11 protein-coding genes and 2 tRNA genes are annotated in these 13,771 nt (G+C 47.4%); 5 read left to right on the top strand and 8 right to left on the bottom strand.

The features are described 5' to 3' along the window. Positions 1–39 precede the first annotated feature (39 nt). From HMPREF1222_RS11190 to HMPREF1222_RS11175, 4 genes are all read right to left on the bottom strand, one after another. Positions 40–516, bottom strand: coding sequence for a hypothetical protein (locus tag HMPREF1222_RS11190; RefSeq protein WP_006189033.1), 477 nt, complete (start codon positions 514–516; stop codon positions 40–42). Positions 517–520: 4 nt separating this feature from the next. Next, positions 521–964, bottom strand: coding sequence for a flagellar export chaperone FliS (gene fliS / locus HMPREF1222_RS11185; protein ID WP_006189032.1), 444 nt, complete (start codon positions 962–964; stop codon positions 521–523). A gap of 100 nt (positions 965–1,064) precedes the next feature. Continuing rightward, entirely contained in the window at positions 1,065–3,197 is a 2,133-nt protein-coding gene (locus tag HMPREF1222_RS11180; protein ID WP_016519490.1) for a methyl-accepting chemotaxis protein, read from the bottom strand. A 201-nt stretch (positions 3,198–3,398) separates the two neighbouring features. After that, positions 3,399–3,470 (bottom strand) — tRNA-Gly (locus HMPREF1222_RS11175). 131 nt (positions 3,471–3,601) lie between these two features. Between HMPREF1222_RS11175 and HMPREF1222_RS11170 the strand changes: the two genes are divergently transcribed. From HMPREF1222_RS11170 to HMPREF1222_RS11160, 3 genes are all read left to right on the top strand, one after another. Further along, positions 3,602–4,000 carry a DUF1284 domain-containing protein gene (locus HMPREF1222_RS11170; protein ID WP_006189030.1) on the top strand — a complete coding sequence of 133 codons (399 nt, stop codon included), beginning with the start codon at positions 3,602–3,604 and terminating at the stop codon, positions 3,998–4,000. Positions 4,001–4,477: 477 nt separating this feature from the next. Beyond that, positions 4,478–6,853, top strand: a complete 2,376-nt coding sequence (gene metG, locus HMPREF1222_RS11165; RefSeq protein ID WP_016519489.1) for a methionine--tRNA ligase — start codon at positions 4,478–4,480, stop codon at positions 6,851–6,853. A 174-nt stretch (positions 6,854–7,027) separates the two neighbouring features. Beyond that, a tRNA-Val gene (locus HMPREF1222_RS11160) sits at positions 7,028–7,099 on the top strand. Positions 7,100–7,162: 63 nt separating this feature from the next. Here HMPREF1222_RS11160 and lepA read toward each other — a convergent pair. The 3 genes from lepA to HMPREF1222_RS11145 are packed head-to-tail and all read right to left on the bottom strand — an operon-like array spanning position 7,163 to position 9,968. Then, the gene (lepA, locus tag HMPREF1222_RS11155) at positions 7,163–8,968 is read right to left on the bottom strand and encodes a translation elongation factor 4 (protein WP_016519488.1); all 1,806 of its coding nucleotides are present in this window, start codon (positions 8,966–8,968) and stop codon (positions 7,163–7,165) included. A gap of 58 nt (positions 8,969–9,026) precedes the next feature. Continuing rightward, entirely contained in the window at positions 9,027–9,512 is a 486-nt protein-coding gene (locus HMPREF1222_RS11150) for a carbohydrate ABC transporter permease (protein ID WP_016519487.1), read from the bottom strand. Between the two features lie 9 nt (positions 9,513–9,521). Continuing rightward, entirely contained in the window at positions 9,522–9,968 is a 447-nt protein-coding gene (locus tag HMPREF1222_RS11145) for a carbohydrate ABC transporter permease (protein WP_244870173.1), read from the bottom strand. A 117-nt stretch (positions 9,969–10,085) separates the two neighbouring features. On the opposite strand from HMPREF1222_RS11145, the gene HMPREF1222_RS11140 reads away from it, so the two are divergent. Both HMPREF1222_RS11140 and HMPREF1222_RS11135 read left to right on the top strand, forming a co-directional pair. Next, positions 10,086–12,788 (top strand): valine--tRNA ligase, encoded by a 2,703-nt coding sequence (locus tag HMPREF1222_RS11140; protein ID WP_016519485.1) that lies wholly within the window; start codon positions 10,086–10,088, stop codon positions 12,786–12,788. A 27-nt stretch (positions 12,789–12,815) separates the two neighbouring features. Further along, positions 12,816–13,403, top strand: coding sequence for a hypothetical protein (locus HMPREF1222_RS11135; protein WP_006189024.1), 588 nt, complete (start codon positions 12,816–12,818; stop codon positions 13,401–13,403). Positions 13,404–13,463: 60 nt separating this feature from the next. Here HMPREF1222_RS11135 and HMPREF1222_RS11130 read toward each other — a convergent pair whose 3' ends face one another. Further along, positions 13,464–13,718, bottom strand: coding sequence for a hypothetical protein (locus tag HMPREF1222_RS11130; protein ID WP_016519484.1), 255 nt, complete (start codon positions 13,716–13,718; stop codon positions 13,464–13,466). Positions 13,719–13,771: the final 53 nt, after the last annotated feature.

The raw sequence follows: 13,771 nt of genomic DNA, 5'->3' as shown, positions 1-13,771 counted from the left end.
CAACGCATAAGGTCGAATGCTTCAAGTATAGATTAAAATCTATAGGCTGAAATCGACGATGGTAGCGGTACGGGCAGTACCTGCATAGATACTTTCTTTATGCGCATAAGGCCGTTTTAGAGATGCAATTTGCTGCCGTAAACCGGTGATATGCGTCTGCAACAACTCACGATTTTTTTTATTTTGAGCCAAAACTCTTTTTTGTAAGTCATCCAAATCCGTTTTAAGATGCGGAATGTCCGAATGTTCCGTATTTTTGCAGATATTGGCGTACATATATTCCAGCGGATCGATTACTTTTTGGATAGTGAATATTTCGGCAATGATAGACTCTTCCAGCTCGGTGTGCTGTAGGACGGCTTCAGTATTTTCGGCGGAAATACTTTTTTCTTGTTTTTCCAATACCGTGAGGTATTCGCGGAATTTAAGCCGCTGCTCCTCTAGCAGCGAACGAAAGCGTTTTAAGATTGCGACCCGTTCGGCAATTTCTGAATCATTAAGTGTGGCGGTATGCATTCTCTTATCCTGCTATATTGACGCCGGAAGCAACCGGTTTTATTTCTGCGGCGGCTGCGGTCGAATTGACGACATGATGCCATGCTTCGCGCAGTTCTTCCATCATTGCCCGTACCGTTATCAGCGGCTGCGGATCTTTTTGCATATTCGCTTGGAAAAGCTGCTGATTAAAGAACGAATAAAGGGATAAGAGGTTTTCGGCGATTTCCCCTCCATCGTCCATGTTTAAAGAAGCCATCAATTCCGTAATAATATCTTGCGCTTTTAAAATATATTGATGAATGCGCTCAATATTTTCCGCTTCGATTTTTCCGTCAGGCATGCCTTCAAGGGCAAGGGTAATGTTTTTAATACCCTCATCATACAGCATAATAATCAGAGAACCCGGACTTGCCGTTTTGACGCGAGTCTCTTTATATGCCGTTAAGGCTTGACTGTTATAACTCATTTTTAATCCCCCATGCGATCGCGTGTTCCTTTTATCTTATCGGCAAAAGAACCGCTCTGTTGAGTACCTGCGTGCAAAATCTTTCTTTTTAGAGATGCCCTTATATCTTAAACTTTCTAACCTCTGCAGCAAGATTTTCGATGCTTACAGTGTTTTCTTGAGTAATTCCGTTAACCGCTTGCACGGTATCGCCGATACGCTCGGAGGCGGTAACCATACCGCGCATGTGCTCGCTGATGCTTATGGTGATTTGGCTGAGGCGCTGCATTTCCTGTGCAACTTGTTCGCCTCCGCGCAGCATTTCGGCGGAAGCATCGCGGACTCCTCCGGTAACCTCGTTAATATTCCGTATTGCAGCCAATACTTCACGGCTTGTACTCTCCTGTTCCGACATTGCGCTGACAATCTGTTCTTCTTGTTGAGAGATTTGATTAACCGATTCGTACACCTCTACAAAGCTCTTTGCTGCTCCGGCTCCGGCGGTGGTTAAGGTACCGATTATTTGTATTGAATCTTTTATAACCGCACCAATCTGTTTTCCCTGTGTATTTGACTCTTCGGCAAGTTTGCGGATTTCATCGGCAACAACCGCAAAACCCTTGCCCGACTCACCCGCATGAGCCGCCTCTATTGCCGCATTCATCGCTAATAAATTGGTTTGACTGGCAATATTCTGGATAACTTGGCTTGCTTCCAAAAGAGCCTCGGTTTTTTCGGCAATCTGGGCAACAACCTCATTGGCATAGTTTACTCTCTCTTTGCCGTTTTTAGTCTGATCGTAAACCGTTTTGATAACCGCATTATTCTTTCCTAAACGGTCGGAAACGGCACCGATGTTTGCAACCATTTCTTCTATAGCCGCCGATGACTGTGCGACACTTTCCGCTTGGGCTTCTATACTTTGATCCAGCTGTTTTAATCTTTTAATTACCTGCTCAATTGTTGCAGCCGTTTCCGTTACGCTCGCGCTTTGGTCAACCGTTTGATTCTGTACCACTGCAACACTTTTTTCTATTTCGTTTGCGGCTGTTTCCGTTTCTGCCATGTTACCGGCAAGTTTTTTTCCGACAGCCTGCATTGTGCCCGTGTTCTGTGATACCGCTTCCATAACCGAACCGATTCTTTCAATAGTTTGCTCAAAATACCGCGACAGTTCTGCTATTTCGTCGTTGCCCGAAACCGACAGGTGGACAGTTAAATCTCCTTCTGCGATAGACATAAGCGCATGGATAACTTTTTGGACAGGCTTTATAATAAATTTTCGGGTAAAGCTTGTAATAGTTAGTACAAAAAGAATCAGAATGATAATAAGAATAACCGCCGTTTTAAGGAAGAAATCCATCCTGCTTTTTAAAATACTTTCGATCGAAAAGCAAAATTTTACATATCCGATTTTTTCTCCGGAAAAATCCTTTAGCGGATAATAGGCAAAGGCATCGGTATTCTGAATACGAAACATACCGTCATCGGGCAGTGCTTCCATAATTTGTGCGGCATCCGTATCGTTTTTGTTTTCAAAATTGGAACCGATAAGCTGATAGGTATTATCCAAAGTGCGTGCGACAACGGTTACCTTTAGACCGCCTTTTAATACTTCTTGGGTGGTATTCTTGACAAATTGTTCTATAAATTCCGTATTCACGGCGCCGCCGTACTCTACCGTTCCAAGCTGTTGGCCTGCCGTATTGAAAAGAGGCCGGACAACTCTAAACCCTAAATCATTCACACCAATCTCAAGACCGTAAATTTCTTTTTTTTGCGTTTGGGCAGCTACAATGGTTGCCCTAAAGGAAGAAAGATCGTCCCCGAATTTTGAAGGATTCTGGACGCGGAGAAACGAAATTGCCGACAGGGTATGAAAATGGAACTGCTGCGCCCTATATTTTTGCTTTATATCATCAAAAATCGGCTGTGTTAATTCCAGCAATCGCTCCCTATCACGTGAAGCAAAGGCTTGAATAATATTAGAATCACGGGCAACATTATCCAAGATAAGGCGGCCGATCAGCGCATAGCTATTCAATTCGTTATAAAATGCGGAATATTTAAGATCGGCGGTGGTTTTAATCTGATTTTCCGAAAACCTTTTTATGCTCCGCCAATCTTTATAGGCAATAATTCCATATTGAAGCAGCAGTAATATAATAGTAACAATCAACAGCTTTGTACCGATAGAACTGACATGTTTTTTATCGAAATGCGGCGGCTGAGAATTAAGGCTGTTTTGATTCATACTCTATTGGCCTCCTTTGTGCGTTATTATTAGGATTTTATACGGGCAGTGTCAATGGGTTGGTCTCTGTGTACGGTTTAGTGTGATATGCCGGATAGTTGAAATAGACCGATAATCACAGCATCTGGGGTGCAGTATGAGTAAATTAAACAAGAATAAATGAATTAGAGTAAATTTAAAAGAAGAGCTTATGCGGTTATAAGCGGATGAAGGGAGTCGAACCCTCGTCTCCAGCTTGGAAGGCTGGGGTAATAGCCGTTATACGACATCCGCAAAAATATGCAGCTACTATACCGAAAAATGCCGGCTGTGTCAATCAGCATTTTCTTGTATTACTTTTTTCTCTTTGCTATAATTAAGGAGAACCGTTAAGTTTGAAACAAACGCTGTGAGGAATACCGTAAATGGAAACACTCAATCTGCGGCCGCATCATCTTTTATGTACCCGCGCATTTAAAGGCAAGGGCTATTCCCCTGCGTTTGTCGAAAATATGCAGCGTGTAATCGACCGATTAAAAGCCGGCTGCACTATTTCTTTAGGGAAGGGACTCGATGATATTTGCGCTCCTTGCCCCGAAAGAATTGGAAACCGCTGCCGGTCGGAAGCAAAAGTAACCGCCTTTGATGATGCCGTTTTGTTACAGCTCCGATTGGAACAAAAAAATTATTCATATACCGAACTGAACAAAATACTCGAAACCCGATTAACCGAACCCGTATACGGCTGCATTTGCAAGGACTGTGAATGGAAACAAACCGGCATCTGTTGTTATGCCGATGTAAAACGGTCATTACTTACATAAGAAAAGCCCCTCCGTAAGCCTTTTGCAAATAGGCGAGGTAGATGCTAGGAGCCTAGCCGAAATAAAGCGGAGACACGCCACAGAATGTACGTCCTGTACATTCTGTGGCTACGAGTTTAGCCTTACGTCTAAACTCGTTACTGATATGTTCCCCCGCCATCCGTGGCGGTTCTGCTACGTCGAGGATTTATTTCAGCAGCAATGTTTTGCCTTTGGCAAAACTTGCAAGTTTAAGCGGCAACGCCGCTTAAACATTGGCAAGGATGCCGCTGGTTATATCAGAAGCGATGTAGTAGATGCGTCGCCTTTCCAGCGCTTTTGAAAATAGACGACACAGATGCTAGGAGCCTAGCCGAAATAAAGCGGAGGCGTACTTTTTGTACGTCGAGCATTTATTTCGACGTAGCGACAACGCAGATGTGCCGTATATTTTCAAAAGATTGACTGATTTTGTCCCGAACATTATAATACCCGAATATGAAACGAAAATTGATTACTTCAGCACTTCCTTATGTGAATAATGTTCCTCATCTTGGAAATCTCATTCAAGTATTGTCCGCCGATGTCTTTGCGCGTTTTTGCAGACTCCGCGGATACACGAGTTTATACGTCTGCGGTACCGATGAATACGGTACCGCAACCGAAACGAAAGCCCTTGAAGAAGGCAAAACGCCGCGCGAACTGTGCGACTACTACCATGCAATTCACCGCGATATTTATCATTGGTTTAATATCTCGTTTGACTACTTTGGACGCACCTCTACACCTCAGCAGACCGAAATTGTGCAAGGCATTTTTAAAGACATCGAAAAAAACGGCTTTATAAAAGAACATACCATTGAGCAGCTCCATTGCGCGCACTGTAACCGCTTTTTGGCAGACCGTTATGTACGCGGCACTTGCCCCCACTGCGGATACGAAGACGCGCGCGGCGACCAGTGTGAAAACTGCGGTAAGCTGCTGGAACCAACCGAGCTGAAAGCGCCCCGCTGTTCCACCTGCGGCGCCGCTCCGGAACCCCGCAGCACCAAGCACCTCTATATCGACTTGCCGGGTATTGTGCCGCAGTATGAACCGTGGATGCAGAAAGCCAGCAAAGAAGGTCAGTGGAGCAACAATGCCGTGCAGATGACCAAGGGCTGGCTGCGCGACGGTTTGCAGGAACGCGCCATTACCCGCGACTTAAAATGGGGTATTCCCGTTCCGAAAGCGGGTTTTGAAGATAAGGTCTTCTATGTTTGGTTTGATGCTCCTATCGGATATATCTCTATTACAAAATGCTTTACCGATTTAACCGGCGCCGATTGGAAAAATTGGTGGCTTGAACAAAGCGACGTCGAACTCTTCCAGTTTATCGGGAAAGATAACATTCCTTTCCATACGGTGATTTTCCCCTGTTCGCTCATTGCATCGGGAAAGGACTGGGTAAAACTCCATCATATTTCGAGCAGCGAATACCTCAACTATGAGTCCGGCAAGTTCTCCAAATCGAAGGGAATCGGCGTGTTCGGTTCCGATGCGAAGGATTCGGAGATTCCGGCGGATATGTGGCGGTTCTATATCTTCTATAACCGTCCCGAAAAGAACGATGCCCTGTTTACGTGGAAGGATTTTCAGGAGCGCGTCAACAGCGAACTGGTCGGGAACTTGTGTAATCTGATAAATCGGACGCTTACCTTTGTATCGCGTTATTATAACGGCGTTATTCCTCAGCGGGACGGTCTCGCATCGTCCCGTGAGGGCGTCCGCTCCGTTACGGAATCTCTTCGTGCCGCGGCAAAGTACAGCGTAGAAAAGATTACGGCACTGCTTGAAGAGGCTGAACTGCGTGATGCTTTCCATGAACTGTTTGCACTTTCCTCCGTTGCCAACAAGGCGTTTCAGGACGGAGAGCCGTGGAAAAACCGCGAGGCCGATCCCGAAAAAGCTGAGGCGCTCCTGTTTGAACTGTGCTATTTGATCAAAGATTTGCTGATTTTAATGCACCCGTATATGCCGGAATACGCCGATGCGGTTGCTTCGTTCTTAGGAATTAAGATATGGTCAGGCAATGTCTTTGACTGGGAACATCCCGTACAGCCCCGCCCCGAAGGAACCCTTGCATGGGAAAATCTCTTACAGCGAAGCGGATTGGAGCGGGTACAGCGCCCGGCCATCATCTTTAAAACGCTTGAAAACGATGCGATTGCCGCATACCGCGAGCGCTATTCCGGCAGTCAGAAGGAGCGCGCCGAACAAGCGGGTAAACAGGTAGCCGGAAAACAGGCAAAAGCGGGCGGAGCTCAGAAAGGAGCGGCAGACGGCGCTAGTCAGGCTGCAAAGCCTGAATGGGCGGACATCTCTCCCGAACAGCTGTTTACCGATTATATTTCGCTTAAAACCGCAAAGATTCTTTCCGTGCAAAAGCACCCGCACGGCGATAAGCTCTTTGTAGAAACCATCGATGACGGTTCTGAGGGCGGACGGGTTATCCTTTCAGGCTTGGTACCGTACTTTGCCGCCGACGATTTGGTCGGGGCGGATATTATCCTTGTAGAAAACTTAAAGCCCCGGAAAATGCGCGGTATCGAATCGAAGGGAATGCTCTTAGCCTCCCATTATACCGATGCGGACGGAAACGAGAAAGTGGAGCTTGTCGGGATACCCGGCGCGGCTCCCGGTACGCCGGTAACGCTGGAAGGTGCAGCCGCAAGCATACCGCCGGCACAGAAACCTCAAGCTATCGATGCGGAACTGTTCTTTGCAGTGCCCTTTACGGTAGAAGACTCCCACGTATGCGCCGCCGGTAAACGGCTGTTGGTAAACGGCCAACCGCTGGTGATGAAACACGTTAAATCAGGCACCGTGCAATAATTTGTTACGGACAATGTGATATGGGGATGGCGAAAAAGCAACCGGCTTTTGGGACATCCCCATATACCGGCAAGAGCGCAATTGCAGAAGCCTGTGTGGTTCTCTGTAATAATTGAATTCGTCCGCTTGCCTAAAAACGGCGAATATGCTACAGTCGTTTCATTGTTTAACAACGGACGATTAACTCAGTGGTAGAGTGCTACCTTCACACGGTAGAAGTCACTGGTTCAAATCCAGTATCGTCCAATCTTCTATTCTTATCAGTTTGTAAAATAGCCGATATATTCCGATAAAAACAGCAGACAACGCTTATTCGCTCTTGGTTTTAAGCACCGAAAGGAAGGCTGACTGCGGCAGCTCTACGTCCCCAACCATCTTCATGCGCTTTTTTCCTTCTTTCTGCTTTTCAAGGAGTTTACGCTTGCGGGTAATGTCGCCGCCGTAGCACTTTGCCAATACGTCCTTGCGCACGGGATTAACGGTTTCGCGTGCAATAACTTGGCTGCCGATAGCTCCCTGAATGGCGATTTTGAACTGCTGGCGCGTAATTTCTTCCTTTAACTGCTCACAGACGTGGCGCGCCTTGTTGTAGGCGTTCGGTTTATATGAAAGCTGCGCAAGGGCGTCCACCGGCTTGCCGTTCAGCAGAATATCGATTTTAACCAACTCCGTCGGCCGCATTTCGATTACTTCATATTCAAAAGAAGCATAGCCGCGGCTGATGCTTTTCAGCCGGTCGTAAAACTCAAACAACACTTCCGCAAGCGGCATTTCGTAGGTAATCTCCACCCGCTTTTGGTCAAGGTAGTTCATGTTGGTCTGTACACCCCGTTTTTCGATGCAGAGGGAGATAATATTGCCGAGGTATTCCGTCGGGGTGATGATATTCGCCCTGATATACGGCTCGTCCGCGGAGGCGATTCTGCCCTCGTCTGGATATTCGGCGGGGTTATCACAGATCATCGTTTCGCCGTTCCGCAGATGGAGACGGTAGCGCACGGACGGCGCCGTAAAGATAACCGACTGATCGAATTCCCGTTCCAGCCGCTCCTGCACAATTTCCAGATGGAGCAGTCCCAAAAAGCCGCAGCGGAAGCCGTGTCCGAGTGCCACCGAAGAATCTTTTTCGTAGGTGAGGCTCGCGTCATTCAGTTTGAGCTTTTCAAAGGCATCGCGCAGCTGCTCGTAGTCGTTGGTATCGACGGGGTATACGGAAGAAAACACCACCGGCTTTACCGCTTTAAACCCGGCTCGCGGTTCCGCACAGGGACGGGCAGCATCGGTGAGCGTGTCGCCGACTTGCACATCGGACACGGTTTTAATCCCGGCTATAATATACCCTACTTCTCCCGCACGCAGAGCATCCCGCTGCACAAGGTCGAGGATAAACACACCGGTTTCCTCCACGCGGTATTCGGCATTGCTGTGCATAAAGCGGATGGTCATGCCCGGCGTTACCGTCCCTTCAAACACCCGCAGATGGATGATAACACCGCGGTATGCGTCGTAGTGGCAGTCGAAGATGAGCGCCTGCAAGGGGGCATCCGCAGAACCTGTCGGCGGCGGAAAGTGTTTGACGATGGCTTCAAAAAGTGCATCGATATTTTTCCCGGTCTTTGCCGAAACCGCAACGGCAATATCCGAATCAAGACCTAAATCATGGTCAATCTGGGCGGAAACCGCCGGAATATCCGCCGCCGGTAAGTCGATCTTATTGATCACCGGCAGAATTTCGAGGTTGTGCTCAAGTGCAAGGTACATATTGGAAAGCGTCTGCGATTCCACACCCTGCGTCGCATCCACAATGAGGATTGCCCCTTCGCAGGATGCAATGGCGCGGGAGACCTCGTAGGTAAAATCTACGTGGCCGGGAGTGTCGACAAAGTTTAAGAGGTAATCTTGCCCGTCGGCGGCGCGGTACGGAATGGTAACCGCTTGGCTTTTAATGGTAATGCCGCGCTCCCGTTCAATATCCATGTTATCGGTCATCTGTGCCCGATAGTAGCGTTCGTCGATAACCTTAGCCTTTTCAATAAGACGGTCGGCAAGCGTGGACTTCCCGTGATCGATATGAGCAACAATGCAAAAATTGCGGATATGGTCGATTGAGTACATAGGTTTTATATACTATTGGAAATACGGGCGTATGTCTATCCTTTTACGGCGCCTGCAGTTAATCCCCTAATAAAGTTCTTCGACATCGTAAGATATAACACCAAAACGGGATAAGATTATAGATAGCAACGGTTGCAAGAGCGGGACGCAAAAGCGGCAGAATAATAATAGTAAAAACTTTGCTGCGTTTTGCTCCGTCGATAACGGCGGCTTCCGTCAATTCGGCAGGAATTTGCCGGATAAATTCGGTCAAAACAAATACAGCTATCGGCAGCCCCATCGCCGTATATACGGGGAACAGCCCCCAGAGCGTATTTAAAAGCCCCATCCCTTTAATAAGCTGCAAAAGCCGGATACTGCCGATTTTTATCGGAAGCATCATTCCTGCAATAAAAAACAGATATAAAAAACGCGAAGCCTTATGTTTCCAGTTTACCAACGCATAAGATGCCATAGCGCCGAACAGCAACACAAGAAAAATCGAACCGAGCGTTACAATATGAGAACCGATATGCATTTTGTGTCTTGCAAGAGAAGCTTTCATTGTATTTCCTTAATCCTTTCCGCCTTGTGTTAAGCGTAACATTATGCCGACTCCGACCATCAGCATAATAAACGTTACCGTTGCAATCGCCGCTCCCATACCGGGATTCGGAATACCCACCGGATGTTGCCCCGCAATCCCTACACGGTAAAACAGGGTACCGATGAGATCGGCCGCTTCCAGCAAATCGTCGGGGATGGTTTGTAAACCTGCTAAAATCATCATAGCGGGAATACCGACCCATTGCCATGACGATACCAATGAAAGAGCCGTCAATGCATATTGTTGTTCACCGAGCCACGGCTTTACGAGCGATTCAAGGCCGATACTTTTTAGCATGAGGGGCAATGCTCCCCACTGAGGGTTCAGTATAAGTTTCCATGGATAACCGGTAACCAGAATGGCGAGAGTAACCGGAATAAAAATAATAGTTTGATAAAAACGCGTCCACTTCATACCTTTCGCCGTGAGCATGAGTGAAAAACACAAATTAATTACTCCCTTGAACGAGAGCGGAAAAATAACTAAAATACCAACTTATTATAGAAAAAAAGAGAATAGGAGATTTGCGTCATGGAAGACACTTTGCACACCATTGAACTGGAAAAAGCATATAACCCTAAGGATTTTGAGGATAGAATCTATGCGGATTGGGAGAAGCAGGGCTGCTTTAAACCGGTTAAAAAAACTGCGGATGCCGGTAGATATGTTGTAGCTATTCCTCCTCCCAATGTAACCGGTGTTTTGCATATAGGGCACGGTTTAAACAATGTGCTGCAGGATGTCGTTATCCGCTACCACCGCATGAAGGGCGACGAAACGCTCTGGCTTCCCGGTACAGACCATGCCGGTATCGCAACTCAAAATGTCGTTGAACGTCAATTAAAAGCCGAAGGCAAAACCCGGCATGACCTTGGGCGGGAAGCTTTTCTCAAACGGACGTGGGAAGTAAAAGAAAAACATCACGCAATTATCACCAATCAGCTGCGCAAAATCGGCGCTTCCGTCGATTGGTCTCGGGAACGGTTTACGATGGACGAAGGGCTGTCCCATGCCGTCCGCACCGTCTTTGTTTCGCTTTATGAGCGCGGGCTCATCTACCGCGGCAATTATTTGGTGAACTGGTGTCCTTCATGCGGAACTGCGCTTGCCGATGATGAGGTTGACCATGAGGATACCAAAGGCGGAATGTATCACATTCTGTATCCCCTCGCGGATGCAAACGGTATGCCGTCCGCTTCGGAATATATCGAAATAGCGACTACCCGTCCCGAAACGCTTTTGGGCGATACCGCCGTTGCGGTACATCCGGACGATCCCCGCTATACTCATTTAGTAGGAAAAAAACTGGTACTCCCGCTAACCGGCCGCTGTATTCCGATCATTGCGGACAGCTATGTCGATAAAGAATTCGGGACGGGCGCGGTAAAAATAACCCCCGCCCACGATCCCAATGACTGGGAAGTCGGCAAGCGGCACAACCTTGAAGTTATCAATATATTGAATCCCGACGGTACACTTAACGCGTCCGTACCCGAAAAATACCGCGGCATGACAGTAAAAGCCGCCCGCGAAGCGGTAATCGCCGATTTGGAAGCGCTGGAGTTATTTAAGGGAAAGGAAAACATTAAACATGCCGTTGGGCACTGCTACCGCTGTCATAACGTCGTAGAACCGTACCTTTCGGAGCAATGGTTTGTTAAAATGCACCTGCTGGCGGAAAAAGCGCTTGCCGCATGGAAAAAAGGCGAGCTCGTGTTCTATCCGCAAAAATGGGAGAATACGTACAGCCATTGGATGGAGAACATCCGCGATTGGTGTATTTCCCGGCAGCTGTGGTGGGGGCACCGCATTCCGGTGTGGTATTGTCAGGACTGCGGTAAAATGACGGTTTCGGTAGAAGATGTAACCGAATGTCCTCACTGTAAAAGCACTGCTCTCAAGCAAGACAACGATGTGCTTGACACGTGGTTTTCCAGCTGGCTGTGGCCGTTCTCGACGCTTGGCTGGCCCGAAAAAACCGAAGATTTTAAGCGTTATTACCCGACATCCGCCGTTATCACCGGCCACGATATTATTTTCTTTTGGGTTTCCCGCATGATTATGGCGGCTCTTGAATTTACCGGCACCGTTCCCTTCCGTGATATTTATCTTCACGGTTTAGTACGCGATAAACAGGGGCGTAAGATGTCAAAATCGCTCGGCAACGGTATCGATCCGCTGAATATCATCGACGAGTACGGCGCCGACGCCCTTAAATTTACGTTGACCTTTATGTGTACGCAGGGGCAGGATATTCTTATCGACAACGAATCCTTTAAGCTCGGCTCCCGTTTTGCCAATAAAATCTGGAACGCTTCGCGCTATATCTTGGGAAACCTCGAAGGGAGGCGCATCGTTTCCGTTTCCTCATCGGAATTAACCGAACTTGACCGTTGGATTTACCATACCCTTAACGAAACGGTTAAGAACGTGCGGGCTGCCTTTGAAGGGTACCGCTATAACGAGGTGGGGCAGAGCGTTTATGAATTTTTCTGGAATAACTTTTGCGATTGGTATGTCGAAGGAACAAAACTCTCTTACAAGAACGGAGATGAGGCGGAAAAGAACCGGATAACCTCGGTACTGCTTGCCGTTTTGGAAGAATCTCTCCGGCTGCTGCATCCCGTGCTGCCCTTTGTAACGGAAGAAATCTACCGCAAACTCCCCGAAAATTGCGCCGCCGGAGCTTCGCGCCGTGCCGAAGCGCTGATAACCGCCGATTATCCTGCATATTGCGAGGAACGCATCGATACGGCTGCCGCTGCGCGTTTTACTGCACTGCAGAATATCGTACGGCTTATCCGTGCACTCAGAGTTGAATGCGGTATCGATCCCCAGCTCAAGCTGCGTATAGCGCTCTATATCGAATCCGGTTCTCCCGCAGCGGCTGCTTTTGAGAATGTCGACTTGATTAAGCTTTTGGCCGGGCTTGCGGAGATTACGTTTATCGAAACACCCGCCGACAAACCTGCAAATTCCATCGGAACGGTTGGAACCGGTTTTGAAGCCTTTATTATTACCGGTGATGAGGTAGATCGCAGTCAATTGGCTGCGCGTTTTACCAAAGAACTCGAAAAAGAGAAACAGGCAGTCTCCCGATTAACGGCAAAACTTTCAAATGCGAGTTTTACGGATCATGCGCCTACTGAGGTTGTCGAAGGGGAGAGAGAAAAACTGCGTCAAGCGGAACGGCGGATTGAAAAATTGACGCTGTATTTGGGTGATCTCGTATAGGGGTCAATAAGTAATGAGGATGAAAAGATGGAACAACATGAAGTAGCGCTTTTAAAAGGGATGTACCTTGCTCCCTATATCCATTTGGCAACCGGTCTACGGGGTAAGGCGCGCCATGCAGGCGGCAATATGTTTCGGCACCAGATTGATACTATGGCAACGCTGATCGATTACGGCTATATTGACAGTGTCTTACTGAAAGCTTCGATTATCCATGATGTATTGGAAGATATACCGGATTTTAACGTGAATGAACTGCTGTCTATCGATTCGGAATCTCCTGCAGTCTACGAACTGGTGATGGAAGTTACCCGCCGTCCGGGGCAGACAAAGGCTGAATATCTGCAGCACATTATCAGGCACGGCTCGCAGCGTGCAAAGGTACTGAAGTGCGCCGACCGCATCAGCAATATGATAAGTTTAGGCTTTGTCAATGACCCTGAGTTTATCAAACGGTATTGTAATGAAACGGAAGTGTATGTATTTCCGATTGCGTTGGAAGTAAACTTTGATATGTATAATGAGTTACTGTATCTGGTACAGTCCCGTTTGCAATATTTAGCTGATTTTGAATTTCTGCATAAACACCGCTGCGACACGGCTTCAGCTCAATAGATAAAACCGATTGTCTACGATGTTAGGGCTGCCGAAACCGGCAGCCTTTTTTCTTATAGTTTATTCGTCGAAGTCGTCGTCAAAACCGTCTTCATCGTCATAGTTCTCATCAAAGTCCTCATCGTCAAAATCGTCATCGAAGTCATCGTCAAAATCATCCTCGAAGTCGTCGTCAAAATCATCATCGTCGAAATCATCATCAAAATCGGTGCCGTCGAAATCATCATCAAAATCGTCGTCGAAGTCATCGTCCTCGTCGAAAGGAGCTGCAGATAAGGAATAATTTCCGAAAAAGAAAGAAACTTTGTTACTCATAATGAACCATCCGTTGTATTTTGGAGTATTTTATAACATCGTCTTAGAGGCAA

It is taken from the genome of Treponema vincentii F0403 (genome assembly GCF_000412995.1).
GTDB classification, from domain to species: Bacteria; Spirochaetota; Spirochaetia; order Treponematales; family Treponemataceae; genus Treponema; species Treponema vincentii.
The sequence above is the reverse complement of the archived record's forward strand: the minus strand, read 5'-3'. Positions and strand labels throughout refer to the sequence as shown.

Bases quoted from the DNA above. Each gene is read 5' to 3' on its own strand.
- lepA (WP_016519488.1), bottom strand. From the start codon at position 8,968: ATGTACTCAATCGACCATATCCGCAATTTTTGCATTGTTGCTCATATC.
- HMPREF1222_RS11150 (WP_016519487.1), bottom strand. From the start codon at position 9,512: ATGAAAGCTTCTCTTGCAAGACACAAAATGCATATCGGTTCTCATATT.
- HMPREF1222_RS11170 (WP_006189030.1), top strand. From the start codon at position 3,602: ATGGAAACACTCAATCTGCGGCCGCATCATCTTTTATGTACCCGCGCA.
- HMPREF1222_RS11130 (WP_016519484.1), bottom strand. From the start codon at position 13,718: ATGAGTAACAAAGTTTCTTTCTTTTTCGGAAATTATTCCTTATCTGCA.
- HMPREF1222_RS11140 (WP_016519485.1), top strand. From the start codon at position 10,086: ATGGAAGACACTTTGCACACCATTGAACTGGAAAAAGCATATAACCCT.
- metG (WP_016519489.1), top strand. From the start codon at position 4,478: ATGAAACGAAAATTGATTACTTCAGCACTTCCTTATGTGAATAATGTT.
- fliS (WP_006189032.1), bottom strand. From the start codon at position 964: ATGAGTTATAACAGTCAAGCCTTAACGGCATATAAAGAGACTCGCGTC.
- HMPREF1222_RS11145 (WP_244870173.1), bottom strand. From the start codon at position 9,968: ATGAAGTGGACGCGTTTTTATCAAACTATTATTTTTATTCCGGTTACT.
- HMPREF1222_RS11180 (WP_016519490.1), bottom strand. From the start codon at position 3,197: ATGAATCAAAACAGCCTTAATTCTCAGCCGCCGCATTTCGATAAAAAA.
- HMPREF1222_RS11135 (WP_006189024.1), top strand. From the start codon at position 12,816: ATGGAACAACATGAAGTAGCGCTTTTAAAAGGGATGTACCTTGCTCCC.
- HMPREF1222_RS11190 (WP_006189033.1), bottom strand. From the start codon at position 516: ATGCATACCGCCACACTTAATGATTCAGAAATTGCCGAACGGGTCGCA.